A 25,277-nucleotide genomic window follows, 5' to 3' on the forward strand; every position below is an offset into this window, starting at 1 on the left:
CCGTCGAACACCTGGCTGTCGGCCTGGCGCGGGAAGCTGCAGATGATCTTGCGCACGCGGCCGGCTTTGAGCAGCGCCGCCAGGCCGGTCTCGCCATTGCCCGCGTTGTTGTTGACGACGGTGAGGTCCTTGGCGCCCTGCTCGAGCATGCACTGGATCAGCTCGTCAGGAACACCGGCAGTCCCGAACCCACCGATGAGGACTGTGGAACCGTCGGAAACATGGCCCAGCGCGTCGACCAGCTTGGGCGCAATCTTGTTGATCATGAAATTCTCTTGCGATCGAAAAGGAAATTCCCCAGGCCGGCAGCGCGTCGGTACGCGAAGCCACCGGCCGTGGGACGCACGGACTCAGAACGCGTGCCGGATCCCGAAGTCGTAGCCCACCGCCGAGCGCGGCTCCAATCCACCAGTGGTGGTGAAGCTGGCCTGGCGCACGATGGTCGGGATGCTCAACACGAGCGGAGTGACGCCCATCACCGCGGGGTTGTTATGACCGTCCCGGATGCCGATGCGGGTGACGCTCGCATACAGCGCGGTGCGCTTGGACAAGTTGTGGACGTACCCCAGCGCCAGCTTGTTGACTGCGGCGCCGCTGTCGGGAAGCCCATTGCCGTTCTGGAACTTGACCCGCGCGAAGGAACCGCGGATCGTGCCAGCGCCGACCGGCACGTTCACCCCGAACATCCAACCGTCGTATCGGTCCGTCCGCCTGGGCACGGTCGGAAAAGCGCCGCCTTGCACGTCGCGCACGCGGGACCAGTCACCGAATGCCTTGAGCACCCCGAAGTCATAGGACGCACCGGCGTTCAACGTCTTGATCTTTTCGTCCCCATGAATGCCGCTGTCGAGCGTGCTCTGACCGTAGGCCAGCGCCACGTCGGCCGGACCGCTGGCCCATCCCACCCGAGCGCCCGCATATTGCCCTCGCCTCGGCGTGCCGCCGGGTGTGTCGCTGCGATTCAGGTTTTCAGGAAAAGCGTACTGCGCCTGCCCATAGACACCGCTGGCCAGCGGCGGCAAGAAATAGCTGATCGCATTGCTGGTCCTCACGTAGCTGTCGGTCCCGGCAGAAAGCGCACCGTTGAGCAACCCACCCGTCGCAAGCGCTCTCGAAGCGGCCAGGTTGTTGTTGACGACCGCGATGAGATTGGTACCCACGCCGTTGACACCAAACGGGTCGAACACCGCATCGTTCCAAAACGAAGCGGTGTAGTCGCGTCCCAAGCGAAGCTCGCCGAAGCCTCCCGACAGGCTGAGCGTGGAACGCCGACCGAAGTCGGCGACACCGCTGGCACCGCTGTCGTTGGCCACAGGCGCTTCCAGCCAGAACCCGGCGGCCAGTCCTGCGCCCAGGTCTTCCGTCCCGCGAAATCCGATTCTGCTGGAGCTGTTGCCGGAGGACGAGAGCACTGTCTGCCTCTGGCTCGAATCGCGAGCCGGCACAGGACCCCACGCGCTGCTCTTGGTGCTGTAGCGACTGATCCCCGCATCGACGACGCCAAAAAGGGTGACAGACGATTGCGCTGCCGCGGTCCCCGCAACCGCGAGCGCCGACAGCACCGGAAGTATTTTTTTCATGTTCTATGTCTCCTCACTCAACCGATTGAAATGCGGCGGCTGCATGTCCACCGCCCCCGAGGCGCGGCAATGGCATGGAACCACCACCGTGCTTCCTGCCCATCTGCGCAAGCATCGAGATGCGAGTCGGGCACGAACCGAGGTGCGCGAGCGTCGCGGCAAGCGCGAGGTCGCAGGGTGCGGGCCTCTCGTCGGCCACGCACGAGGCACGCCGCGCCGCTACTGCGGCCGGCTCAACAGATGGTTCTGATGGGCCTCGCGCAGCAGGTTTTTCTGCATTTTTCCGGTAGCGCCCAAAGGTATGGCCTCGACGAAGATGACGTCATCCGGCGTCCACCACTTGGCGATCTTTCCCTCATAGAAGCCGAGCAACGCTTCGCGGGTCAATGATTGCCCTGGCTTCTTCACGACCACCAGCAGCGGCCGTTCATCCCACTTCGGGTGGCGCGCGGCGATGCACGCAGCCATGCTCACACCCGGGTGGGCCATCGCGATGTTCTCGAGGTCGATCGAGCCGATCCACTCACCGCCGGACTTGATCACGTCCTTGCTGCGGTCGGTGATCTGCATGTAGCCCTCGGCGTCGATGGTCGCGACGTCTCCGGTGGGAAACCAGCCGTCGACCAAGGGGCTCCCGCCCGCACCCTTGAAATAGTTCGTGATGATCCACGGTCCGCGCACCATGAGCTCCCCTGCGGCCTTGCCGTCACGCGGCAGTTCCTCACCGTCATCGCCGGTCACTTTGATGTCGACGCCGAACGGTGGCCGGCCCTGAGTCGAGAGCACGGCGTAGCGCTCCTCCCGATCCAGATCCCGATGACTCGACTTCAAAGTGCAAACCGTGCCGAGGGGACTCATTTCGGTCATGCCCCACGCATGGATCACCTGCACGGCGTATCGCTCGTCGAAAGTACGCAGCATGGCGCTCGGGCATGCGGACCCACCGATCACGGTGCGAGTCATCGTGCTGAACCTGCCCTGCACGGACTCCACATGTGCCAGCAACCCCTGCCACACCGTCGGCACGCCGGCGGCCATCGTGACGCACTCGCTCTCGATGAGTTCATACAGCGACCGACCGTCGAGATTCGGGCCGGGAAACACCAGCTTGGCGCCGACCATCGCTGCGATGTATGGCAGGCCCCAGGCGTTGACATGAAACATCGGAACGACCGGAAGAATTGCGTCGCGTGCCGAGCAGTTCAAACTGTCCGGCAATGCACCGGCATACGCGTGCAGCAGGGTCGATCGGTGGCTGTAGAGCACGCCTTTGGGATTGCCGGTCGTGCCGGACGTGTAGCACAACGACGAAGCGCTCTCCTCGTCCAGGCGCGGCCAGTCGTACCGATCGTCATGGGCCTCGATCAAGTCCTCATAGCAAAGCAGGCCCGGGACATCTGCAGACTGCGGCATGTGTGCCCGGTCCGTCATCGCCACGAAGTGGCGCACCGTCTTCAGTCGCGACGCGACTGCCTCGACCAACGGCAGGAACGTGAGGTCGAAGAACAGGACCTGACCCTCTGCATCGTCAGCGATCCACGCGACCTGGTCGGGGTGCAACCTCGGATTGAGCGTGTGCAGGATGGCTCCGGTCCCGGAGACCGCAAAGTACAGCTCCATGTGCCGATAGCCATTCCACGCCAGCGTACTGGCGACTTGTCCGGGCCCGACGCCCAGGGCGGCGAGGGCCTTGGCCATGCGGCGCGAACGCGAGGCCATCTCCCCATAGGAGCAGCGATGGATGTCACCTTCGACTCTGCGTGAGACAACGCTTTGTTCGCCGTGGTGGCGCTCCGCGTGGATCAGCAGAGAAGAGATCAGCAGCGGCTGCTGCATCATTTGTCCGTTCATGATTGTCCTGATTGCCTTCTGGTTTTTCTAGTTGGCGCACTGCGACCCTGCGACATGACCCTTGTCCGCAACTTCGAGGAAGAGGCCTTCGGCGTCACGTCTCACCGGAATGACCGAGACGCGAAGCCCCGGGTTGCCCGGCATGGCGCCGTCCCGCACGTCGAAGCGAAGCCCGTGCGCGGGGCACTGGATCACGTGACCCGCGAGACGCCCGGTGCACAGTGCCGCGCCCGCATGAGGACATTCGTCCTCGATGGCATGCAGTTGCCCGTCGATGTTGAAGACGACGAAGCTGCGCCCCTCGTGAAACAGCACCTCGCGCTGGCCTGTCGTCGGAACCTTTGGCGGCGGCAGCCGCAGCGATGTCACGTCGTGCCCTTAGTCGAATTTGGTTCCGAACTCCTTGACGATGGCGGCGTTTCGCTCGTAGTCGTCCTTGACCATCCGGGCCATCTGGGCTTGGGTCGCATCTCCGCCGGGCTCGAAGCCTTGGGTGGTCAAGCGCTCCTTCACCTTGGCCGTCGCGGTCGCCCTCACCGTGGCTGCGCGGATCTTTTCCGAGATGTCCTCGGGAACGCTGGCCGACACCACAACGCCGACCCAGTTGTCGAACGCCAGCTCTGGATAGCCCAGTTCCGCCAGCGTGGGCACATCAGGCAGGAACGATGAACGCGACTTGGACGTCACGCCATAGGCCCTGAGTTTTCCAGACGCCAGCAGTGGCTTCGAGGTTGGAATGCCGTCGAACATGATCGGAATCTGGCCTCCCATGACCTGCGCAAGCGCGGGCGGGGAACCGGGGAACGGCACGTGCTGCATGTCCAGTCCGGCTTTCCGGTTGAGCATCATTCCAGCGAAATGCGAAACCGTGCCGGTGCTGTACGAGGCAAACGAAACCGTTCCGGGATTCGCCTTCACATAGGTGACGAGCGACTTCATGTCCTTGGCCGGCACGCCGGGCCATCCCACCGGGACAAGGCCCGTTCGCGCCACGACCGCGAGAGGACGGATGTCCTTGATCGGATCGAAGTTCACCTTGATGACGATCGGGGTCTCCGTCAGCAGATTGCTCGCGGTGACCATGACTGTGTTGCCGTCGGGTGCTGCCGATCTCATGGTTTGCACCGCGACCACGCCACCTGCGCCCGGCTTGTTCTCGACGATGACAGGCTGCCCGATCTCGTGCGACAGCTCGTCGGAAAGGATTCGTGCCACGACATCCATGGTGCCCCCGGCCGGCGCGGGAACGATCATCCTCAGCGGCTTGTCGCCCCATGCGTTCGCCACGCCGGGCGCTGCGGCAAACGTGGTTGCGCACAGCAGGCTTGCCAGCGCACGAACTCGAAACGATTGAAATGCCACGGCTGTCTCCGGTTGTTATGTCTGTACGTGCAATTTCGATGAAGCTGCCAGACGACTTGTCGCAAGCAGCCCTTGGGGAGCGTCAGGGAACCAGGACGGTCGCACCAGTCGTCGAGCGGGACTCCAGGGCACGATGCGCCTCGGCGGCATCGCCCAGTGCATAGATCTGCCTGGGCTCGCTGACGATCTTCCCCGCCTTGACCAGGTCGAAGACCTCACCGGCCATCTCGAGCATGTGCGCTCGCGGATGGATGTAGTGCACCATCGCCGGCCGTGTCACGAAGAGCGAGCCCTTCAAGGCCAGCTCCAGCGTGTTGATCACCACGGGCCCCGAAGAGGTTCCGTTGCTCACGAGCATGCCGCGCGGCCGCAAGCATTCGAGCGACGCAGTGAGCGTGTCCTTGCCCACGGAGTCGTAGACCACCGGCACGCCCTTGCCGTCGGTGATCTCGTTGACGCGCTCGACGATGTTTTCGCGCGAGGTCACGATCACGTGCTCGCAGCCGTTGAGCTTGGCAATCTCGGCCTTCTCGTCGGTGCTGACGGTGCCAATCATGTGGACACCCATGGCCCGTGCCCACTGGCAAGCGATGAGGCCCACGCCTCCTGCCGCGGCGTGGTATAGGATCGTCTCGCCGCCTTTCAACGGATAGACCTGGCGGAACAGGTACTGCGCAGTCAGTCCCTTCATCATCAGCGTGGCAGCGCTGCGCTCCGAGATCTCATCGGGCAACGGGATCAACACCGCGGCCGGGACCAGCCGGACATCGGAATATGCACCCAGCGGGCCCATCATGTAGCCGACCCGCTGGCCGACCCGGACATCGGTCACATCGGGTCCGACGGCCTCGACCACGCCGACAGCATCCGAGCCGAGACCGCTGGGCAGCTTCGTCGGATAAAACCCGGTCCGGTGATACACATCGATGAAGTTCACCGCGATGAAGGTGTGACGGATTCGAACCTCACCGGCTTGCGGCTCGCCGACATCGACGCTCTCGAGTTGCAAGACTTCGGGGCCGCCGATTGCGTGAAGGCGGATGGCTTTTGGCATGGGAATGACTCTGGTGGTGTGAGTGAAAGGCAGCAGCAGGCTCAGGCGTGCTGCAGGAAGCCCTTTTGTCCGGCCTTGCGGTTGGGCGCGAAGCCGTTCTTGGCCAAGGTCTCTTCGGCGTCCTTGTAGAAGGTGCCGATCTTGTAGATCTGGCGCGCTTCCTTGCCATTGGCGACTGGGCGACCACATTCCCTGGCGATGCGTACCAGTTGTTCGACCTGTTCCACGCTGCTCATCTTGCGTGAGCGATCAGGCCACCAGATCGTGTCTTCGATGCCGCAACGCACATGCTGGCCCAGCGCAATCGCCATCATGTTGAGTGGCAGCACGTTGTTCATCTGGGCTTCGAATGTCAGCACGGCACCGTCGGGTGTCGCCTTCAGGAAGTTGGTCATGTTGTAGGGCGTCATCGCGTCGGCACCACCGCCGATCGGAATCCACGTCATGACCAGCGGCACGTTGCAGACGCCGCGACGCATCATTCGCTCCACCGTTTCCAGTGAGTTGATGTTGCCCAGCTGGAATTGAATCTGGATGCCGTTGTTCGTGAGGCGCCGGACATGCTCCTCGACCCAGAACGGCCCGGCTGGCGTGGTCATTTCTCTGTAGGCGTGACGCTTCACCGGGTCTGCGAACGAGGTGCCCGCCACGTCGGCATCCGAGATCGCTTCGATGATGTTGAACTGGTTCGAGTTGATGGCCAGCGTGACTTGATCCGGCTTTGGCGTCAGCTCCGCCAGCATGTGCCGCGTGTCGTCGGAGAGCCATTTGGCAATCTCGCCTTCCGCTTCAGGAGCGAAGGAGATCGAACCGCCGACTTGAATGATCATGTCGGGCACGGCCTCGCGCACACCGGCGATCAGCTCATTGAACTTCGACAGGCGCTTCGAGCCCTTGCCGTCGAGTTCGCGCACATGCAGGTGGAGCACCGTGGCGCCGGCGTTGTAGCAGTCGACGGCTTTCTGGACATGCGACTCCATGGTGACCGGGATGTCTTCGGGGAAGTCGCTGACCTCGAACTGCGGGCCATAGGGCGCGACCGTGATGACGAGCTTTTCCTGGTTCTCGGGATACAGAGACCCATCGATGAAGTTCATGTCTACTCCTGTTGACTGTGTGTGGGGAGGTGATTCAGAAGGTCGCGTCGCCGACGATTCCTGCGCGTTCCATCTTTCGGTGGCAGGGGGCGTAGTCCATGACCGCGTAGTGCTGCGTGGACCGGTTGTCCCACATGGCCACGTCGTTGGCCCGCCAGCGCCAGCGCACCTGGTACTCGGGGATGGCCGCTTGAGAGATCAGGTACTGCAGCAGGTCGGAGCCGCCGCGAGTGAAGTCCTGGCCAACACGAACATTGCCGGCCGTATGGAAATTCGAAAAGTGCGTCGTGAAGGTATTCACGAACAGCACCTTCTCGTTGGTCTCGGGATGGGTACGCACAACCGGGTGTTCCGCATCCGGGTAGCGCGCCTTCAACGCGAGGCGTTCCACCGTCGGCATCGCCGCACCGAAAGTCGCCTCGATGCTGTGACGCGCGCGCAGTTCGGAGATCGTCGCCTTGATGACCTCGGGCAAGCGCGCATAGGCCTCCACCATGTTCGCCCACATGGTGTCACCACCGACCGGTGGGCACTCCACGCAACGCAGCACGCACCCGAACGGTGGTTTCTCGCGCCAGGTGGCGTCGGTATGCCAGGAGTTTTCATAGCGCTCCTTGCGTGACTCCGGTGTCTTGTAGATGCGGACCAGGCCCGGGTGATCAGGATCGCTGCTCGCCACGGGATGGTCCTCGAGCTCACCGAAGTGACGTGCAAAGGCGATGTGCTCAGCGCGCGTGATGTCCTGGTCGCGAAAGAACAGGACGCGATGTCTGAGGAGGAGTTCCCGGATTTCCTGGCACAGCGCCGGGTCGCGTGACGCCGTACCCAGATCAACGCCGCGCAGTTCGGCGCCGATCGTGCAAGTCAGCGGACGGACCTCGATGGAGGCACTCCGCGTGGACGATTCCGTCTTCATTTTTTGTCTCCGTGATACTTCGATCGGGTTGTGCAGTCCACCGAGCAGCGCTCAAGCGGATTCCGATGAAACGAAGAATAGAAACTCGCTTCCCCCCCGTCTGCCCCCCACGAAGAGGGGGGCGACAGTCAGGTGGAGCGATGGCGCGCCGTCGACAGGTCAGTCACCGGGCGCCAGCAGTCCGAGCACACGGGCGCGCAGGACGACATGTTTGCGGGAGCTCGCATTCAGCTTGGTGAAGAGGTTCTTCACGTGCCATTTGATGGTTTCCTCACCCACCTGCATCGCGACGCCGATCTCCTTGTTCGACAGATTGCGCTCCAGCAGGTCCAGAACTTCGCGTTCCTTGGGGGTCAACGCGGTGCTTCCAGGGGTGCGTCGCCCTGTGACAACAGACGACGTATCGGGAAGCGCGATGGCGGCGTGGCCCATCGCGCCCGGGAGGTCCTCGGGGGAAGGCGACGGAGTCGACAGTTCGCGAGCCCACTCGCCCAGTTCAGGATGAGCGTCCTCGAAGATCCGCAGCAAGCCATGGGATGCGGCCAGGTCGATGGCTTCCCGCATCGCGTTGTCGCCCGTGCCGGTGCTGCGGTACCGTGCAAGAGACCGTAGAGCGATGACCTCCAGATGCACTCGGCCCATCCGCAGCGCGCGGGCGGCGCCCTCGGCTTGCTCCAGGTGTTCCAGCACGCGTTCCCAGTCGCGCGCGGCGACGGCTGCATAGGCCCAGGCCAGCGCGCGCGCAGGCGCGACCATGCGGTGCCACAACGGGCCGTGGCGTTGCATCGCCTCATCGAGCTCAGCGTCGATACGCAAGCAGAGGTCCGCGCAGGTCTGAGCTCGGTACCGCCTCGCGTGCAACCGAACCTGATCGCAAAGGCTCAGGATTCGAATCCGCTCAAGGCCCCGGGCCGATCCTGCCGCACCCATCGCCTCCAACAGTCCCAGTGCGCGCTGTTCGGTTCCGCGGGCGAGCTCGATGCTTGCGAGGGTCCGGTACGCCAGCAGAAGGCACGACGGCAATGCGGTCTGTTCGATGACATCGAGCCTGTTCGCGAGGAGGTTGATGGCCTCCACTGGAGCGTCGCGCTCCCACAGTACGGCTGCCAACAGCGCCGCCACCTGACACACGAACGGGTTGCGGCGCGCAAGCTCCGACTCTGCTCGACGTTGGATGCCGCGAAGCATGCGTTCCGCCGGCTGCATCTGAATTTCCCATACATGGGTCATCGCAATGTGGAACTCTCCCCATAGTTCGAGGTAACTGGGCAAGGCGTCCGCTGCCTGACGCGACATCCTTTGTTGCCGAAGTCGCGCAAGCGCGGGGTCTCCTTCGAGCAGCGTGCAGTACGCAGTGCGGTTCGCAAAGATCTGGCGGAGCAAGGGATCGCGCAACGGCGGGTCTTCCGGCCATGGCGCATGCAAACCTGCGGCCCGGTCGGGGTCGTCGGCAAACAGGGCGCCACCACTCAGGATCAGCGCACACTCGCAGCGAACCGCTTCGTCAACATCCGGACGCGCCAATACTCGCGCCACGAGCTGACCGGCGTCGACGTCGCGTTGACTCAAGGCCATCGCCCAGGCAGCGGCCAGGAGAAGGCGTGGACGCGATTCCAATGCGGCCGGTGGCAACATGGCCAGCCATTCCGTCACGACCCCCAGTCGGCCACGCGTCATGATCGTCGTGATGAATTCGTAGAGGCTTGTTTCGGCGAGGTCGCACGCCTGCTCGTACTGGCCTGCTTCGAGCGCATGCCACGCTGCAGGTTCGACATGGCCGTGCGCGATGAGCCATTGCGCCGCGCGTTCGTGCAATGCCTTGCGCTGGTCTGCCGGCAGCCGCGCGAATTGCAACAGCAAGGCATCGCGAGCCAGGGAGTGCATGCGCAGCCACTCCCGTTTCTCACCGGCGATGAGGATGGGCGTGTCCACGCTCATCCGCTCCAGGCGCTCCCGTGCGTCATCGACCTCGCCGACCACGCAGCAAAGCTGCGGATGCAACGGATCGAGGATGGAGATCCGGGTCAGGAATTCGAGGTCTGCGGGCGCCAGGTTGGCCAACAGGCGGCTGACCAGATGCTCGCGAAGTCGGCCTCCCTGTTTCGACAAGGCGTCTAGCTCGGCATCCGGATCGGATACGTCGCTCACCAGAGCCACCGCCAGTTGCAACCCGAGTGGCCAACCCTCCGTCAGCTCGTGCAGGCGTGCTGCGGTGTCGCTCGACACTGCCGTGCCAAGTCGGGTACGAACCAGTTCAAGCGTCTCCTCGAAGCGGAACCGCAAGGCGTCCGCCCCGACCGCGAGGCACTTTCCGTAGTCCATCAGGTCATCAAGATCGAGCTGGCAATCGGCGCGTGCCGCGATCACGATCCGGGTGTTCACGGGTGTGTTGCGCAGGAGATAGATCAACGCTTCGCGGGAGGAGACTGGCAATCGGTCCACTTCATCGACGATAAGCACGATGTTCCAGGCCGCATGCGCGAGCTCGGCCAGGAAGAGTGTCATGGCCTCGGTCCCGCCGGGAGCCCCCGCTTCGAGCAGCTCGGCCCCAAAGTCCGGACGGCCCGCGGCCACGCGCACGGACAGCGCCAAACTCTGCGCCAGGCGCCGTGGATCGTCGGCTTCATGCGCTGAGACCCACGCCACCACGACGCCCAAAGCCAGGTACTCGCGTCGCCACTGCGAGAGAAGCGAGGTCTTTCCGAACCCGGCAGGAGCCTGGACCGCGAACGACACATGGTCACGCAGGGCTCCTGCACTGGACAGCAGTCGCGGGCGCGAGATCAGTTGCCGGCTCACGCGTGGCGGCGTCACCTTGAGAAGCAACTCTTGAAAGCCGCTCGCGCTGTCATTCCCCTTCAGCTCGGCCTTGCCGGCTGCTTCATCGGGGATCGGCTCCTTCGCGTTTTTCTGCGGTGTCATCTCGATGCCTCGCTGTTCTTTCGGATTGGCTCGGCAGCACGCTGCGCCTGCCACTGCGTCGTAGTGCAGCCGAAGCGGCCGCAAAACCAGCGCGCGAATGCGCTGGCGGAACTGAAGCCCACCTGCGTCGCCATCTCGGCCAGGGAACGGTGCTTCGATTCGACCAAACGTATGGCGAGGCCCGAGCGCACGCCGTCGTAGATCGCCGAATAGGTCTCGCCTTCACGAAGCAGCTTTCGGTGCACGGTACGACGATCCATGCCCAGGTGCTGCGCAACGTTGTCGATCGAACAGGTACCGGACGGAAGCATGGACAAGACGAGCCTGCGAACAGCCTCGGCAAACGACAGGTGCGCGTTCTCCAGCAAGGAGTCCAGATGCGCCTGTACCTCCGACGCCATGAGGGGATCGTAGGCGGCCAGTGGCGCCTCGAGGTCCACCGCGCGGCACACGATCCCATCGAACTCCTGGTCGAACAGAACCGGCATGCCGAACACGTGCGCGTGCCGGGTGGGCCCTTTGGGGGCGGAATGAGAAAAGCAGATGCTGCGCGGCTTCCAGGCATCGCCGAGAGATCGCTTCAGCAACCGGAAGACGCCGCCGACAACCAACTCGATGGATTGCCGTTGTGCCATGGACCCCTCGATCAAAAGGCTCTCGCGGATCACCAGCAGCTCGTCGACTTCCTCGATGACCATGACGACCGTCTCGCTTTGGAGGCGCAGATACCGGATCATGGATTCGAGAGCCTTGCGCAGCGTGGGAGCGCCCTGAATCGCAAACCCCAATGGCCCGAGATCCGTCAACTGCCGCGTCTCCGCCATTCGCAGCCCGAAGTCCTCGATGCCCGCGGTCTTGGCGGACGCAGTCAAGAGGCTGCGAAGTGCATCCGCCGGAATCATCGTCGTCGGGTCGAGCAATGCCGCCCGGCGAATGCCTGCCTTGTTCAAGTGCTTGTGGGGGTCGATGCCCAGCTCGTGCGCGACACGCACGTAGTTCGTGAGGGCCGTCGAGCGTACGAAGTACGTCATGCGCGTTTTCCCTGAATGTCCCGAAATGGAAATCGTATGACCCCAAATGTACATCGCCATGACGCACACCCGCCCACACTCTGCGCTGTGTCGCCGTCATGCCGGATCCATCCTGATTCGTGTCGTGCCGTCGGATTTCATGTCACCGCCACGAGGAAAAAGATGCAATACATCGACGACTCCCTGCTTCCCGAGAACCAACAACCGCTGGTCATTCAGGTCGCCCCTTACGGTCCGCAGTTTCTGCCGCGAGATTCGGACGACATCCCCGTCACCATGGACGCGCAGGTGCAAAAGGCTGTGGACTGCTACAACGCCGGCGCCACTGTGCTGCATGTGCACGTGCGGGAAGCCGATGGCAAGGGAAGCAAGCGCCTTTCGATGTTCAACGAGATGCTGGCTCGCCTGCGCGAAGCCGTGCCGAAGATGATCCTGCAGGTCGGCGGATCGATCTCGTTCGCACCCGAAGGCGAGGGCAAGGCCGCCAAGTGGCTGTCGGACGACACGCGTCACATGCTTGCCGATCTCGACCCCAAGCCGGATCAGGTCACGATCGTGGTCAACAGCGCCACCATGAACATCACCGAGCTGCATCCGAAAGAAGAGTTCGCAGGCACGTCCATCGCCGAGCCCGCCTTCTATGACGCCTACCGCAACATGTCCTACGAGGCGGGTCCATTGTTCGTCGAGGAGCATCTCAAGCGCTTGCAGGAGGCCGGCATCCAGCCTCACTTCATGGTTGGCCAGATCGGCAAGCTCGAATCCATCGAGCGGCTGATCCGCCGAGGAATCTACAAAGGTCCGCTGCTCGTGAACTGGGTTCAGCTCGGCGGTGGCTCCGAAGGCCCCAATCCGCGCAACCTGCTGGAGATGGTCAATCGCTTGCCGGAGAACGCCGTGTTCACGGTGGAGTCTTTCATGCGCTACGTCCACCCCTTGACCACGATGGCGATCGCCATGGGGTTCCATGCGCGCTGCGGCATCGAGGACACGCTGTGGGGTGCCAAGGGCGAACACCTTTCGTCGGTCAAGCAGGTCGAGCGTCTGGTCGGCATGTCGCGCAGCCTCTATCGCGAAGTCGCGACGGCCGACGAAGCACGTCGCATCTATCGGATCGGCGAGCAGTACAAGACCGTCGACGAGACACTGCAAAAAGTCGGCTACCTGCCGAACCGCAGAGAGAACGAGCGCGGCCAACCCAGCTGGAATGTGGTCTGAGCAGATGCCCGCATCGCCCCTCGTCCATCGCGGCGATGGGCGAAGAGTGCGGCACTTCCCAGCGTGTTCGCTGCAACCAAGATCATGAAAATCAAAGGAGACACGATGTTCAAGTTCCTTCGAGGCGCCTCGCATGTGCGGTCTGCGGCGCTCGGCGCCGCATTGCTCGCGATGACCGCATGCGCGAATGCCTGGACGACCAAGCCGGTCAGAGTAGTGGTGCCCGCTGTCGCAGGCGGAACGATGGATGTGGTCGCTCGAGCCCTGGCCGATCAGCTGGCTCGTGACGTGGGTGTTCCGTTCATCGTGGACAACAAGCGCGGGGCCGGTGGCAACGTGGCCGTTGGCTCACTGCTGGGGGCGCCGGCCGATGGGCAGACCATCATGATCGCCATCGACAACATCCTCACCGAGATCCCGCACGTCATCAAACCCAACTTCTCTGTCTTCAAGGACATCAAGCCGGTTGCGGCATTCGCCAGGAGCAGTCTGGTTCTCGTGGCGAACACGGGCTTGCCCGCCAAGGACCTCAACGGGTTGATCGCGTACCTGCGCACCCATCCGCAGCAAAACACCTTTGCCTCCTACGCGGTCGGATCCGCCTCGCACTACGCGGGTCTCATGATCGGAGCCCGCGCAGGCATCAATCTGCAGCATGTGCCGTTCCTCGGGTCGCCGCCGGCCTTGGTGCAAATCATGGGGGGGCAGACGCCCTTCATGTTCGACGGCATTGCGACCTCGCTGCCGTTGATTCGTGGCGGAAAGCTCAACGCGCTTGCAGTCATCTCGCCGACCCGGCTGCCGGCGCTCCCGGATGTGCCGACCATGGCCGAACTTGGGTACCCCGAGATCAGCTTCAGCAATCTGGCGGTCGTGATCACGCCGGCTGGCGTTCCCCCTGAAGTCGTGGCGAAGATCCGGGCGGCGGTGCAGAAAGCGGCGGCCGCTGCCCCGGTGCAAAAGCGGCTGGCGGATTTCGGGCTCGAGCCGGTGCAGCCACAGTCGATCGAGGCCTTGGAGAAGATCGAGAAGGACGGCTTCGAGCGGATCGACAAGATCATCAAGGAATTCAAGGTTGACCTCAACTAAGCGAACGATCCCTGTGAAGCCGGCGTTTCTCATCGTTCCAGGCTTGCGCGACTTCGTCCCCGAGCATTGGCAGACGTTCCTGGCTGCGCAGTTGCCGAACGCCATCACCATGCCCCCACTGGACAAGGACAGGATGAAGTGCGGCGCGCAGGTCGCCGCGCTCGATGCGGTCATCACACGGATCGAAGGCCCTGTCATCGTCATTGCGCACAGCGCTGGCGTGATGACCACCGTGCAATGGGCCAAGCGCTACAACCGTGCGATCCATGGGGCGCTGCTCGCGACGCCGCCGGATTTCGAAACACCGATGCCCGATGGACATTCCTCGATGGACGTTCTCGAGAAGAATGGTTGGCTGCCCGTGCCAAAGGCAACGCTGCCATTTCGGAGCATCGTCGCGGCAAGCCGCAGCGACCCGCTTGCAACCTTTGATCGGGTCGCCGATCTGGCTTCCAGATGGGGAAGCAGTCTGGTCGATCTTGGCAAAGTGGGTCACCTCAACCCCGCATCAGGATATGGGCCTTGGCCAGACGCCGTCGATTTGGTTGCCGAACTGATTTGTTCTTGATGCCAGGCTCCTCTTGCCAGAGGCCTCAGGTGGCGCTGCCGGACACCTTGCACCACTGCGAAGGTATGCGGCTCGTCGCCCCGCCTTGACGATTCGATGACCCAGGGACCTGGAGGCAAGACTTTGGCCAATGCCGGCCGGCGAACAGGTAGCCGCGATGCAGCCCCCTGAATGAGTGACTGCTTTCGGGGGCGCCCAGTGTCGGCCATGGGGTGCATAGCGGCCTCCTGCTACACCCAGCACGCCTCAGATCCACTACGCCATCGGTGAGCGCGCAACCAGCCCACTCGACCGACGACAGCGCGAATGCCAAAACCGATGGCTCCTCGGCCCCGCGCAGATACCAGTACGGCTGCGCAGCCAGAGCGCTTGCAACGGGAGGCCGGACAGAACCGGCACGCACCCTCGACCCAGTTCAGCGCCCCGCAGCCAAAGCCACGGCATCCGCACCCGCCGGAATGCGAAGCGGGCACGAAGGGTCCGTCGCCGCACGCCACACGGCTTGCGCCACGTCCAACGCATGCGTGACCGGGGAAGACGAATCGCCCATCGAAGCAAAGACGCCGTTGGCGAAGTCGGCATAGGCCTCGGGAATGCCGCCTGCCATGCGCGGCCGCGCGTTCTGGCTGAACAGCGTCTCGGGCGAGCGCCCCGGCAGGACCAGGTTCACCCGGATGTTGAACGGCGCGAGTTCGAGGGCGAGCGATTCGGTGAAGGCGTTGACCGCCGCCTTGCTGGCCGTGTAGACCGACAGCAGGGGCAACGGCTTCAGCGTGGTGCTCGACGAGACATTGACGATGACGCCCGACCGGCGTTGCCTGAACTGAGGCAGCACCGCCTGCGTGGTCATGAAGGTGCCGAAAGTGTTGGCCTCGAAGACCTCGCGGGCGAGCGCCATGGAAGCACCTTCGACCACGCCCATGATGCCGACGCCTGCGTTGTTGACGAGCACGTCGATCGGCCCCGCGGCCTCGACGGCCTGGCGGATGCCTTGCGGATCCGTCACATCCAGGGGCAGCACGCGCAGGTGCTCGGAGCGCGGCAGAAGGTCTTCGCGCGGTGTGCGCATGGTGGCGATGACGCGCCAATCGCGCGCCAGAAAATACCGGGCGGTTTCAAGTCCGAAGCCCGAAGAGCAGCCGGTGATCAGAACGGTTTGCATGGAGAAATTCCTGGGAAATGGTTGCAGTACCGAAACGATAAGGCGCAAACTCCGGACTTTCTACCTTCAAAAGTCCGCATTCATTGTTCGATAGTCCAGGCATGCAAGACCCACTCACCCAGGTCGTGACCTTGCTTCAACCGGCGGCCCAGTTCTCCAAGGTCGTGAGCGGCGCGCGCGCCTGGCACGTTCGCCGCTCGGAAGCCGGGCGGCCGTTCTACTGCGTCATCCTCGAGGGCTCATGCCGCCTCGAAGTGGACGGGCACGAGGCCGTCGTTCTTCTGGCGAACGACTTCGTGCTGGTTCCCTCGGCGCACGGCTTCACGATGTCGGGCCTCGAGCCGCCGACACCCGATGGGGTCGACCCGTCGACCGTGTCCGTGCGGCCCGGCGAAACGCGCCATGGCGAGCAGAGCGGTCCACCGGACGTTCGTTTGCTGGTGGGCTACTGCGTGTTCGGCTCGCCCGATGCGGCCATGCTGACCGCGCTTCTTCCGCAGCTCGTTCATGTTCGCGGCGAGCACCGGCTGGCAACGCTTGTGCAACTGGTGGTCGACGAGTCGCGCGAGGAGCGGCCCGCGCGCGAGGTCATCCTGGCGCGCCTGCTCGAGGTGTTGTTCATCGAGGCGCTGCGCTCGACGGCGGGCACCGCGGCGTCGGCGGGGCTGCTGCGCGGGCTTGCGGACGCGCGGCTCGCGGTCGCGATCCGGCAGATGCACGACAGCCCTGCGCGCCCCTGGACCGTCGGGCAACTGGCGGCAGAAGCCGCGCTTTCACGCTCGACCTTTTTCGAGCGGTTCAGCCGCGCGGTCGGCGTATCGCCCATGGAGTACCTGCTGGCCTGGCGGATGGCGATGGCCAAGAGCCTGCTGCGGCGGCAGGAGGCAGGCATCGCCGAGATCGCGCAGCGCGTGGGCTACAGCTCGGCGAGCACGTTCAACGTGGCCTTCACGCGCCATGTCGGCTCGCCCCCGGGGCGCTATGCGCGCGAGCAGACGAAGGCCCTGGCCGCGGGGGAAGCTTCGGGCGCCCTGGCGGGGAGCTGACCCGACCCAGCGCCCGACGCCCGACGCCTGGCTCAGGCCCTCAAGCCGCGACAGGCTCGCCCACGTCCGCGAAGTCGATCAGCACCTTCATCGCCTTCTGCCGGTCGCTCGCGAGTTCGAAGGCCTGCCGCGCCTGCAGCATCGGGAAGGTGTGCGTCACCACCGGCGACAGGTCCACGCGCCCTTCGTTGATGAGCCGCACCGCCAGCGCAAACTCCGCATGGAAGCGGAACGAGCCGCAAATGCTGAGCTCCTTCGCCACCACCATGTTCTGCGGAATGCTCACGTCGCCGCCCAGCCCCAGCTGCACGACCACGCCGCGCGGGCGCATCACCTCGAGCCCGTCGCGCAGCGCGCGCTCGTTGCCGGAGCATTCGAGCATCACGTCGAAGGTGCCCTTGTCGGGGGAATAGCGCGACACCCAGGTCTTGTCTTTCGCGACGTTGATGACCTGGTCGGCGCCCATGGCACGTGCAATGGCCAGCGGCTCGTCGACCACGTCGGTGGCGGTGATCTCGGCCGCGCCGTGCGCGCGCGCCGCGGCGATGGCCAGCACGCCGATGGGGCCGCAGCCCGACACCAGCACGCGCTTGCCCAGCAGCGGCCCGGCACGCGACACGCCGTGCAGGCCCACCGAGAACGGCTCGGCCAGCGCGGCCAGGCGCAGCGGCACGTGCTCGGCCACCTTCACGCATTGCGTGGCCTCGCACAGCAGCATGTTGCGGAATGCCCCCTGCACGTGCGGCGTGCGCATGGCGCTGCCGTAGAAGCGCATGTCCAGGCACTGGTTGGGCAGGCCCTCCAGGCAGAACTTGCAGGCACCGCACGGCCGGCTCGGGTTGATGGCCACCTTGTCGCCGATGCGCACGCTGTCCACGCCCGGCGCCACCGCCACCACGGTGCCGGCCACTTCATGGCCCAGCACCATCGGCTCCTTGATGCGCACGGTGCCGAAGCCGCCGTGATGAAAGTAATGCAGGTCGGAGCCGCAGATGCCGCCCATGCCGACCTTCACCAGCACCTGGCCGGGACCGATCTCGCCGGCGTCCTGTTCGTCCAGCCGCAGGTCGTCGGGGGCGTGGATCACGAGGCACATACAACGCAAACGCATGATGGTTCCTTCTCTTCAGGCAACGGGGGTGATCAGGGGCTGGCCCGCGAAGTGGGCCTCGAGGTTGCGGCGCACCAGCTCGCCCATGGCGCGGCGCGTCTGCTCGGTGCCGCTGCCATGGTGCGGGGTCAGCACCACGTTGTCGAGCGCCGCGAAGCGCGGGTCGATGCGCGGCTCGTTGAGGAACACGTCGAGCGCCGCGCCGGCGATGCTGCGCGTCTGCAGCGCCTGCAGCAGCGCGCCTTCGTCGACGGTGGTGCCGCGCGACACGTTCACCAGCCAGCCCTTGGGGCCGAGCGCCTGCAGCACCTCGGCATCGACGATGCCGCGCGTGGCCTCGCCGCCGGGCAGGATGACGATGAGCACGTCGCACCAGTCGGCCATGGCGCTCAGGCTTGCGAAGTGGCGGTGCGGGCTGTCGGCCTTCGGGTTGCGGCTGAAGTAGCCCAGCTCCACGTCGAAGCCCGAGAGCCGGCGCGCGATGGTGCCGCCGATGCGTCCGAACCCGGCAATGCCGATGCGCTGGCCGAACACGCGCGTGGCCAGCGGCAGCGCGCCATTGGCCCAGGCGCCGCTGCGCACGAACTGGTCGCCGGCCGGAATGCGCCGCTGCAGCGCCAGCGTGAGGCCCACGGCCAGGTCGGCCACGTCGCCGTTGAGCACGTCGGGCGTGTTGCTCACGCGGATGCCGCGCGCGCGGCAGGCGGCGAGGTCGATGGCGTCGGTGCCCACGCCGTAGCAGGCGATGAGCTCGAGCCTGGGCAAGGCCGCGATCAGCTCGGCGCTGGCGCCCAGCTCGCCGCGCGTGGCAATCGCGCGAATGTCGGCTGCGTGCTCGGCGACGAAGGCCGCCCGGTCGGGCGCCTCCCAGAGGCGGTGCAGCGTGTAGGCCGCCTGCAGGGGCGCCATGTCCCATTCCGGGTAGGCGCCGGCCATCAGCACGTGCGGGGAGGATGCGGTAGCGGTCAAGCGGATGTCTCCTGCGGGTGACGGAAAAAAAGGGATCGCAAATAAGATACCGGTAACTCTAACCTGTTGCCAAATGAAATGGCTACGCAGGTTTCACCGGTTGACGATTTCAAAAGATACCGGTAACGTATCCCCGCCATTCGCAACACGCCCCCAGGAGCTCCTCTTGAAACTGTTCGACCTTTCCGGGCGCACCGCCCTCATCACCGGTTCCAGCAAGGGCATCGGCTTCGCGCTGGCCGCGGCGCTGGGCAACGCCGGCGCGCGCGTGGTGCTCAACGCCCGCGACGGCGCATCGCTCACCGCGGCGCGCGACGCCCTGCGCGCCAAGGGCATCGCGGCCGAGGCCGTGGCCTTCGACGTGACCGACGCCGCCGCGGTGGAAGCCGGCGTGGCCGCCATCGAAGCGGACATCGGCGCCATCGACATCCTCGTGAACAACGCCGGCATGCAGCACCGCGGCGCGTTCGCCGAGTTCCCCATCGACGCGTGGCACAAGATCACCACCACCAACATCGACAGCGTGTTCTTCGTGGGCCGCTTCGTGGCGCAACGCATGATCGAGCGCAAGCGCGGCAAGATCATCAACGTGTGCTCGGTGCAGAGCGAACTGGGCCGCCCCGGCATTGCGCCCTACGCCGCCACCAAGGGCGCGGTGAAGATGCTCACCAAGGGCATGGCGATCGACCTGGGCAAGCACGGCATCCAGGTCAACGGCCTGGGCCCGGGCTATTTCAAGACCGAACTCACGCAGACGCTGGTGGCCGACGAGGCCTTCACCGCATGGCTGTCGGGCCGCACGCCGGCCGGGCGCTGGGGCGACGTGGAAGAGCTCGGCGGCGCGGCCATCTTCCTGGCGTCGGACGCATCGAGCTTCGTCAACGGCCACATCCTGTACGTGGACGGCGGCATCACCGCGAGCCTCTGACACAGTGCCTGCTGCACCGCCCTCGCCACCGCCCTCGCCACCACCCGCGCCGCCAGCAGCGCCGTCGTTGCCAGCTCGCCTTCCCGTGGTGGTCATGGGCGTGTCGGGCACCGGCAAGAGCAGCGTGGCCGCGGCACTGGCCGGCGCGCTCGGTGTGCCCTGGATCGACGGCGACGACCTGCACGTGGCCGACGCCGTGGCGCGCATGCGCGCGGGCCAGCCGCTCGCCGACGAAGACCGCTGGCCCTGGCTCGACCGCATCGGCGCCTGCCTGGCGAATGCCGATGCCGATGCCGATGCCGATGCCGATGCCGATGCCACGGCCACGCCGCACGGCGTGGTGGTGGCCTGCTCCGCCCTGCGGCGCGCCTACCGCGACCGCCTGCGCGCCGCGTCGCCCGGCCTGCGCTTCGTGTTCCTCGACGGCCCGCCCGCGCTCATCCGCCGGCGCCTGGAGCAGCGCACCGGCCACTACATGCCGCCCGCGCTGCTCGACAGCCAACTGCGGACACTGGAAAAACCCGGCACCGACGAGGCCGACGTGCTGCACGCCAGCATCGGCACGCCGGTGCCACAGATCGTGGCCGACATCGCCGCGCGGCTGACCGGCGGCGCCAGCCCTTCGACTCTCCGGACGAAAGCCTCCCCATGACAGTCCCCCGCCAGCGCGTGGCCGTGATCGGCGTCGGCATCATGGGCTCGGCCATTGCGCGCCGGTTGCTCGAATGCGACCACGAGGTGAGCGTGTTCGACCTCGACACGGCCAAGGTGGCGGCGCTCGCGCAGCGCGGCGCGTCATCCGCGCCAACCGCCCAGGCTGCGGCCGCGGCCAGCGACTTCGTCATCACCAGCCTGAACTCGGCGGCCGTGGTCGAGCGCGCGATCTTCGGCGACGCCGGCATCGCGGCCGCGCCTGCCGATGCGCGGCGCCTGCTGATCGACATGTCGTCGATCGACCCGCCCGCCACGCGCCGGCTGGCGCAGTCGCTGCGCGAGCGCACGGGCATGGGCTTCGTCGACGCGCCGCTGTCGGGCGGCGCGCCCAAGGCCCTGCTCGGCCAGCTGACGGTGATGGCCGGCGGCAGCGCGCACGACGTGGAGCGCGCGCGCGCCGTCATGGACAGCCTGTGCGCCAACTACACGCGCATGGGCGGCAACGGCGCGGGGCAGACGACCAAGCTGGTCAACCAGCTGCTGTGCGCCATCGGCTTCCAGGCGGTGGCCGAGGCGGTGCGGTTGGCCGAGGCCGGCGGTGTCGACGCGTCGAAGCTGCCCGCGGCATTGGCCGGCGGGCGCGCCGACAGCCAGATCCTGCGCGAGTTCGGCCCCAGGATGGCCGCGCGCGACTTCACGCCCACCGGCCGCATCGACAACATGCTGAAGGACCTCGAGGCGGTGCAAGCCTTCTCGCAGGCCGAGCGCCTGCCGCTGCCGCTTGCGGGCGCCGTGTCGGAGCTGCACCGCACGTTTGTCGCGGCCGGCCTCGGCGCCGAAGACACGGCGGCCATGATGCGGCAGTTCAGCGGCTACGCCCGCGACTGAAGCACGGCCGTCAACAAAATTCCAACCCCGAAAGAGACACCCATGTTCATCCGCTGCGCGTTCTTCAAGGGCCGGGTCAAGCCCGGCATGGAAGAGGCATTCGACCGGCATGTGCACGACAGCCTCGTGCCGTTGTGGACCCGCTTTCCCGGCGCACTCGAGGTGCGCGTGCTGCGCCAGCTCGAAAGCGACGTGAGCGACCCCGAGCTCGCGATGGTGCTGTCGATCCGCTTCGCGAGCCGCGAGGACATCGCCACCGCTCTCGACTCGCCCGTGCGCTACGAAAGCCGCGAGGTCTCCAGGAAGCTCTTCGAGATGTTCGACGGCTCCGTCTTCCACACGGTGTTCAGCGCCGAGGAGTTCGCGCTCGCGCAGTCTTCCTGAGGCCCTTGGCGGGCTTGGTGGCCTTTGAAGGTGTGGAAGGCTTGGCGGACTTTGCCGCCGGAGCCGCCTTCTTTTTCTTCTGTGCAACCGGCTTGCCGTCCAGGTCCGCCAGCTCCCACACGCCGCCCGCCGCCGACACCAGCGCATGCGCGCTGTTGATCAGCCCGATGTGCGAGAACGCCTGCGGAAAGTTGCCCAGCTGGCGCTGCGCCACCGGGTCGTATTCCTCCGCGAACAGGCCCAGGTCGTTGCCCAGCGCCAGCAGGCGCTTGAACAAGGCCCGCGCCTTGCGCAGCTTGCCCATGGCCACGTACACGTTCGACAGCCAGAAGCTGCAGGCCAGAAACGCGCCCTCGCCGCCCTCCAGCCCGTCGACACCCTTCTCGGTGCGGTAGCGGTACACCAGCCCGTTGAAGATCAGGTCCTTCTCGATGCGCGCGATGGTGCCCTGCACGCGCGGGTCATGGATCGGCAGGAAGCCGATCAGCGGCATCCACAGCAGCGCCGCGTCCACCGCGTCGGCGCCGTAGTACTGCACGAAGGAGTTGCTCGCGGCGTCGAAGCCGCGCGCGCACACCTCGGCATGGATCTCGTCGCGCACCTCGCGCCAGCGCTCCACGGGGCCTTCGAGCCCGTACTCGGTCGCGCTCGCAATCATCCGGTCGAAGGCCAGCCAGCACATGATCTTCGAATGCACGAAGTGCCGCGGCTCGCCGCGCACCTCCCACAGGCTGCAGTCGGTCTCTTTCCACAGCACCATCAGCTGCCTGGCGATGGCGCGCTCCAGCGGCCACACCTTGTCCATGTCCGCCAGCCCCGCGCGCCGTGCCGCATGGAAGGCCGCGATGACCGAGCCGTACACGTCGAGCTGGCGCTGTCCATGTGCGCCGTTGCCGATGCGCACCGGCCTGCTGCCTTCATAACCCGGCAGCCAGCCCAGTTCCAGCTCGGTGAGCGAGCGTTCGCCGTGCAGGCCGTACATCACCTGCAGCTCTTCGGGCGAGCCGCCCACCGCGCGCATCAGCCACCAGCGCCACGCGCTGGCTTCTTCCACGTAGCCCGAGCCGATCAGCGCGTACAGCGTGAGCGCCGCGTCGCGCAGCCAGCAGAAGCGGTAGTCCCAGTTGCGCTCGCCGCCCGGCAGCTCGGGCAGCGAGGTGCTGGGCGCGGCGACGATGCCGCCGGTGGGTTCGTAGGTGAGCGCCTTAAGCGTGAGCAGCGAGCGCATCACCGGCTCACGGAATTCGCCCTGGTAGCCGCAGCGGCCGGTCCAGCCGTTCCACTCGGCCACGGTGCGCGCCAGCAGCGCGTTGGCGTCGCGCGTCACCGGCGGTGTCAGGTGCGAGGGAAACCATTCGAGGCTGAACGCAATCGACTGCCCCGCTGACACGGTGAAGTCGGCGCAGCTCGCGAAGTTCTCGTTGACCAGCGGCACGCCGGAGCTGATGCGCACCGCGTCGGGCCCCGCCGTGGCGTAGATGGCGCCGTCGCGCCGCTCCATCCACGGGCACCACTCGCCGTAGTTGAAGCGGATGCGGAACTCGGTGTGCATGGCCACGCTGCCGCGCACGCCCTGCACGACGCGCACCACCTCGTGCGTGCCGTCCACGGCGGGGCGCGGCATGAAGTCGGTGACGGTGGCGGTGCCCCTGGCCGTGTGGATGGTGGTTTCGAGCACCACCGTGCCGGGCAGGTAGCGCCGCGTGACGCGCGCCTTGCGCCCGTCGGCGCCGCGCGCGCACATCGTCCAGTGGCCGTTGCGCTTGTCGCCCAGCAGGCTGGCGAACATGGCGGCGGAATCGAAGCGCGGCAGGCACAGCCATTCGATGTCGCCCTCGCGGTGGACCAGCGCCGCGCTGTGGGTGGAGCCGATGAGCGCGTAGTCGCCGATGGGGCGTGCCGCGTGCAGCGTGGGGGGTGTTTTTTTTGAAGGCTTTGGCAAGGAAGCAAGCCTTGCCGCTCCCACGGCGCTCGGTTGCCAGCAAGGGACGCAGCTCGTTGACAGACAACGTCTATTCGACGCACCGGAGGCTTTTTACGGTTGCTGCGGGAATCTTCACGGTCGAGTGTTGAAGTGACCATTGTTTGCAACTCGCTCTCCATCACGTCCGAAGACTGCGCCGACCACTTTTCCCTGCAAGGAAGTCGTCGATGTCGCGCACGCTCTCGGTCCAGTCTTGGCGGGTTGACCTCCCTGCGCCTCGGTCTGCAGGGTACACCGGGCATCCACATCAGATCCTGCCTGGATGGAGACGGTCTGTGGATCGAAGCGGGCGAGGCTCCCGCCCTCTACACCGTTGAAGAAGGCGTTCCGGCGCATCTGCGCGCACTGGCCGAAGCGCTGAAGCCCGCGCGATTGGAGAGGCTCTGGATGGTGAGCTTTCCACCCAACCTCCCTCGCGACGACATCTTCACTCCTCGAACCTCGGCACGCTGGCTCAAGCGCTTCGACGCGGACAGCGATTGGGGCGGGCTCGTCGACGGCGAACCGCCCAAGCGGCCGGAGCCTTGCGCTCCGTCGCGCAGCCGCTCGAGTGCATACGCAGGAGCCGCCTGCCCCCGCAGCGGCAACTGGCAGGCCCCGCGCTTGAACAATCAGATTGAATATGTCGAGCGCGGCAAGCCCATGCCGGGTCCGGCGAACACACCGGCAGGCGCCGTGGTGTGGTACCTGCAGGACGACAAGTCCAAGCCCTAGAGCAGATCCTTCAGCTTCGCCCGCAGCCGGCTGATCGCCTGGCTGTGCAACTGGCACACGCGCGACTGGCTCACCTCCAGGATGGCACCGATCTCGCGCAGGTTCAGTTCTTCGTCGTAGTACAGGTTCAGCAGCAGCTGGTCGCGCTCGGGCAGCGCCGAGATGGCGTCCACCAGCTGGTGGCGAAAGCCGCTTTCCAGCAACTGCTCCAGCGGGTCGTCGCTGCCGCGGCGGTCCTGGCGTGCGTCCTGCGCGTGAATGTCCAGGAAGGGGTTGTCGGGCTCGTCCTTGGAGAAGTCTTCCACGTAGAGCAGCTGGCAGCCCTGGATCTCCTGCAGCAGCGACTGGTAGGCGTCCAGGTCGATCTTCAGTTCCTTGGCGATCTCGCCCTCGTTGGGCTGGCGCCCGAGCTTGTGGCCCAGTGCCTGGATGGCCTTCTCGACGCTGCGCGCCTGCTGGCGCAGGCCGCGCGAGCCCCAGTCGTTGGCGCGCAGCTCGTCGAGCATGGCGCCGCGGATGCGCTGACTGACGAAGGTCTCGAACTGCGCGCCGCGGTTGTCCTGGTAGCGGCTGGACGCGTCCAGCAGGCCCAGCATGCCGGCCTGGATGAGGTCGTCCAGCTCCACGCTGGCGGGCAGCTTGGACATCATCTGCAGCGCGATGCGGCGCACCAGCGGTTGATGCTGCGCCAGCAGGTGCGATTTCTCGATGGTTCCCTGTGCGGTGTACACGGCCGTCCTTTTTTTTCC

At 65.6% G+C, this 25,277-nt stretch carries 24 protein-coding genes; 9 read left to right on the forward strand and 15 right to left on the reverse strand.

Annotated elements, in window-relative coordinates; genetic code table 11:
- The 10 genes from BM004_RS37740 to BM004_RS37785 form a co-directional block, all read right to left on the reverse strand.
- A partial coding sequence (locus BM004_RS37740; RefSeq protein WP_305727958.1) for a CoA-transferase occupies positions 1 to 266 on the reverse strand: 266 nt, incomplete at its 3' end.
- Between the two features lie 84 nt (positions 267 to 350).
- The gene (locus BM004_RS37745; RefSeq protein WP_093221670.1) at positions 351 to 1,580 is read right to left on the reverse strand and encodes a porin; all 1,230 of its coding nucleotides are present in this window, start codon (positions 1,578 to 1,580) and stop codon (positions 351 to 353) included.
- A 219-nt stretch (positions 1,581 to 1,799) separates the two neighbouring features.
- A complete protein-coding gene (locus tag BM004_RS37750) occupies positions 1,800 to 3,431 on the reverse strand; it encodes a 3-(methylthio)propionyl-CoA ligase (protein WP_093221672.1) in 1,632 nt (543 codons plus the stop codon).
- 27 nt (positions 3,432 to 3,458) lie between these two features.
- Positions 3,459 to 3,800 (reverse strand): Rieske (2Fe-2S) protein, encoded by a 342-nt coding sequence (locus BM004_RS37755; protein ID WP_093221675.1) that lies wholly within the window; start codon positions 3,798 to 3,800, stop codon positions 3,459 to 3,461.
- Positions 3,801 to 3,809: 9 nt separating this feature from the next.
- On the reverse strand, positions 3,810 to 4,793 hold the full coding sequence (locus BM004_RS37760) for a Bug family tripartite tricarboxylate transporter substrate binding protein (RefSeq protein WP_256220252.1): 984 nt from the start codon (positions 4,791 to 4,793) through the stop codon (positions 3,810 to 3,812).
- An 82-nt stretch (positions 4,794 to 4,875) separates the two neighbouring features.
- Entirely contained in the window at positions 4,876 to 5,847 is a 972-nt protein-coding gene (locus BM004_RS37765; RefSeq protein WP_093221678.1) for a quinone oxidoreductase family protein, read from the reverse strand.
- A gap of 41 nt (positions 5,848 to 5,888) precedes the next feature.
- Positions 5,889 to 6,944, reverse strand: coding sequence for a beta-keto acid cleavage family enzyme (locus BM004_RS37770; RefSeq protein WP_093221680.1), 1,056 nt, complete (start codon positions 6,942 to 6,944; stop codon positions 5,889 to 5,891).
- 34 nt (positions 6,945 to 6,978) lie between these two features.
- Positions 6,979 to 7,860 (reverse strand): TauD/TfdA dioxygenase family protein, encoded by an 882-nt coding sequence (locus BM004_RS37775; RefSeq protein ID WP_371271221.1) that lies wholly within the window; start codon positions 7,858 to 7,860, stop codon positions 6,979 to 6,981.
- 159 nt (positions 7,861 to 8,019) lie between these two features.
- Positions 8,020 to 10,782, reverse strand: coding sequence for a LuxR C-terminal-related transcriptional regulator (locus BM004_RS37780; protein WP_093221683.1), 2,763 nt, complete (start codon positions 10,780 to 10,782; stop codon positions 8,020 to 8,022).
- Positions 10,779 to 11,813 carry an AraC family transcriptional regulator gene (locus BM004_RS37785; protein ID WP_093221685.1) on the reverse strand — a complete coding sequence of 345 codons (1,035 nt, stop codon included), beginning with the start codon at positions 11,811 to 11,813 and terminating at the stop codon, positions 10,779 to 10,781. Before BM004_RS37785 ends, BM004_RS37780 begins: the two co-directional genes overlap by 4 nt.
- A 162-nt stretch (positions 11,814 to 11,975) precedes the next feature.
- Here BM004_RS37785 and BM004_RS37790 point away from each other — a divergent pair, with 162 nt between their 5' ends.
- From BM004_RS37790 to BM004_RS37800, 3 genes are all read left to right on the forward strand, one after another.
- Positions 11,976 to 13,031, forward strand: a complete 1,056-nt coding sequence (locus BM004_RS37790; RefSeq protein ID WP_093221689.1) for a beta-keto acid cleavage family enzyme — start codon at positions 11,976 to 11,978, stop codon at positions 13,029 to 13,031.
- Between the two features lie 105 nt (positions 13,032 to 13,136).
- Entirely contained in the window at positions 13,137 to 14,120 is a 984-nt protein-coding gene (locus tag BM004_RS37795) for a tripartite tricarboxylate transporter substrate binding protein (protein ID WP_256220253.1), read from the forward strand.
- The gene (locus BM004_RS37800; protein ID WP_093131074.1) at positions 14,107 to 14,688 is read left to right on the forward strand and encodes an RBBP9/YdeN family alpha/beta hydrolase; all 582 of its coding nucleotides are present in this window, start codon (positions 14,107 to 14,109) and stop codon (positions 14,686 to 14,688) included. Before BM004_RS37795 ends, BM004_RS37800 begins: the two co-directional genes overlap by 14 nt.
- A gap of 415 nt (positions 14,689 to 15,103) precedes the next feature.
- Here the strand turns inward: BM004_RS37800 and BM004_RS37805 are convergent, their stop codons facing one another.
- Positions 15,104 to 15,850, reverse strand: a complete 747-nt coding sequence (locus BM004_RS37805) for an SDR family oxidoreductase (protein ID WP_093221692.1) — start codon at positions 15,848 to 15,850, stop codon at positions 15,104 to 15,106.
- Positions 15,851 to 15,951: 101 nt separating this feature from the next.
- On the opposite strand from BM004_RS37805, the gene BM004_RS37810 reads away from it, so the two are divergent.
- Entirely contained in the window at positions 15,952 to 16,896 is a 945-nt protein-coding gene (locus BM004_RS37810; RefSeq protein WP_093221694.1) for an AraC family transcriptional regulator, read from the forward strand.
- Between the two features lie 40 nt (positions 16,897 to 16,936).
- On the opposite strand, the gene BM004_RS37815 is transcribed toward BM004_RS37810, so the two are convergent.
- Together BM004_RS37815 and BM004_RS37820 are read right to left on the reverse strand one after the other, a co-directional pair.
- Positions 16,937 to 18,007 (reverse strand): L-idonate 5-dehydrogenase, encoded by a 1,071-nt coding sequence (locus tag BM004_RS37815; protein ID WP_093221696.1) that lies wholly within the window; start codon positions 18,005 to 18,007, stop codon positions 16,937 to 16,939.
- 15 nt (positions 18,008 to 18,022) lie between these two features.
- The gene (locus BM004_RS37820; RefSeq protein WP_093221699.1) at positions 18,023 to 18,976 is read right to left on the reverse strand and encodes a 2-hydroxyacid dehydrogenase; all 954 of its coding nucleotides are present in this window, start codon (positions 18,974 to 18,976) and stop codon (positions 18,023 to 18,025) included.
- A 166-nt stretch (positions 18,977 to 19,142) separates the two neighbouring features.
- Here BM004_RS37820 and BM004_RS37825 point away from each other — a divergent pair, with 166 nt between their 5' ends.
- From BM004_RS37825 to BM004_RS37840, 4 genes are all read left to right on the forward strand, one after another.
- A complete protein-coding gene (locus BM004_RS37825) occupies positions 19,143 to 19,904 on the forward strand; it encodes a glucose 1-dehydrogenase (protein ID WP_093131084.1) in 762 nt (253 codons plus the stop codon).
- Positions 19,905 to 19,971: 67 nt separating this feature from the next.
- Positions 19,972 to 20,556 carry a gluconokinase gene (locus BM004_RS37830; RefSeq protein ID WP_256220254.1) on the forward strand — a complete coding sequence of 195 codons (585 nt, stop codon included), beginning with the start codon at positions 19,972 to 19,974 and terminating at the stop codon, positions 20,554 to 20,556.
- Entirely contained in the window at positions 20,553 to 21,446 is an 894-nt protein-coding gene (locus BM004_RS37835; RefSeq protein WP_093221703.1) for an NAD(P)-dependent oxidoreductase, read from the forward strand. Before BM004_RS37830 ends, BM004_RS37835 begins: the two co-directional genes overlap by 4 nt.
- A 42-nt stretch (positions 21,447 to 21,488) precedes the next feature.
- Positions 21,489 to 21,830 carry a putative antibiotic biosynthesis monooxygenase gene (locus BM004_RS37840; RefSeq protein WP_093131088.1) on the forward strand — a complete coding sequence of 114 codons (342 nt, stop codon included), beginning with the start codon at positions 21,489 to 21,491 and terminating at the stop codon, positions 21,828 to 21,830.
- On the opposite strand, the gene BM004_RS37845 is transcribed toward BM004_RS37840, so the two are convergent.
- Positions 21,793 to 23,772, reverse strand: a complete 1,980-nt coding sequence (locus tag BM004_RS37845) for a glycoside hydrolase family 15 protein (RefSeq protein WP_256220255.1) — start codon at positions 23,770 to 23,772, stop codon at positions 21,793 to 21,795. The two genes, BM004_RS37840 and BM004_RS37845, sit on opposite strands and share 38 nt — an antisense overlap.
- A 243-nt stretch (positions 23,773 to 24,015) precedes the next feature.
- Between BM004_RS37845 and BM004_RS37850 the strand changes: the two genes are divergently transcribed.
- Positions 24,016 to 24,528 (forward strand): type VI immunity family protein, encoded by a 513-nt coding sequence (locus BM004_RS37850; RefSeq protein WP_177206760.1) that lies wholly within the window; start codon positions 24,016 to 24,018, stop codon positions 24,526 to 24,528.
- On the opposite strand, the gene BM004_RS37855 is transcribed toward BM004_RS37850, so the two are convergent.
- Positions 24,525 to 25,259, reverse strand: a complete 735-nt coding sequence (locus BM004_RS37855; protein ID WP_093221710.1) for an RNA polymerase sigma factor FliA — start codon at positions 25,257 to 25,259, stop codon at positions 24,525 to 24,527. The two genes, BM004_RS37850 and BM004_RS37855, sit on opposite strands and share 4 nt — an antisense overlap.
- Between the last annotated feature and the right edge of the window lie 18 nt (positions 25,260 to 25,277).

This window comes from Variovorax sp. OK212 (assembly GCF_900112425.1).
Lineage (GTDB): Bacteria > Pseudomonadota > Gammaproteobacteria > Burkholderiales > Burkholderiaceae_C > Variovorax.

Excerpts from the sequence above, each read along its gene's own strand:
- BM004_RS37765 (WP_093221678.1), bottom strand. The coding sequence starts at position 5,847 with ATGCCAAAAGCCATCCGCCTTCACGCAATCGGCGGCCCCGAAGTCTTG.
- BM004_RS37795 (WP_256220253.1), top strand. The coding sequence starts at position 13,137 with ATGTTCAAGTTCCTTCGAGGCGCCTCGCATGTGCGGTCTGCGGCGCTC.
- BM004_RS37745 (WP_093221670.1), bottom strand. The coding sequence starts at position 1,580 with ATGAAAAAAATACTTCCGGTGCTGTCGGCGCTCGCGGTTGCGGGGACC.
- BM004_RS37780 (WP_093221683.1), bottom strand. The coding sequence starts at position 10,782 with ATGACACCGCAGAAAAACGCGAAGGAGCCGATCCCCGATGAAGCAGCC.
- BM004_RS37835 (WP_093221703.1), top strand. The coding sequence starts at position 20,553 with ATGACAGTCCCCCGCCAGCGCGTGGCCGTGATCGGCGTCGGCATCATG.
- BM004_RS37840 (WP_093131088.1), top strand. The coding sequence starts at position 21,489 with ATGTTCATCCGCTGCGCGTTCTTCAAGGGCCGGGTCAAGCCCGGCATG.
- BM004_RS37805 (WP_093221692.1), bottom strand. The coding sequence starts at position 15,850 with ATGCAAACCGTTCTGATCACCGGCTGCTCTTCGGGCTTCGGACTTGAA.
- BM004_RS37790 (WP_093221689.1), top strand. The coding sequence starts at position 11,976 with ATGCAATACATCGACGACTCCCTGCTTCCCGAGAACCAACAACCGCTG.
- BM004_RS37785 (WP_093221685.1), bottom strand. The coding sequence starts at position 11,813 with ATGACGTACTTCGTACGCTCGACGGCCCTCACGAACTACGTGCGTGTC.
- BM004_RS37770 (WP_093221680.1), bottom strand. The coding sequence starts at position 6,944 with ATGAACTTCATCGATGGGTCTCTGTATCCCGAGAACCAGGAAAAGCTC.
- BM004_RS37815 (WP_093221696.1), bottom strand. The coding sequence starts at position 18,007 with ATGCGTTTGCGTTGTATGTGCCTCGTGATCCACGCCCCCGACGACCTG.
- BM004_RS37775 (WP_371271221.1), bottom strand. The coding sequence starts at position 7,860 with ATGAAGACGGAATCGTCCACGCGGAGTGCCTCCATCGAGGTCCGTCCG.
- BM004_RS37810 (WP_093221694.1), top strand. The coding sequence starts at position 15,952 with ATGCAAGACCCACTCACCCAGGTCGTGACCTTGCTTCAACCGGCGGCC.
- BM004_RS37750 (WP_093221672.1), bottom strand. The coding sequence starts at position 3,431 with ATGAACGGACAAATGATGCAGCAGCCGCTGCTGATCTCTTCTCTGCTG.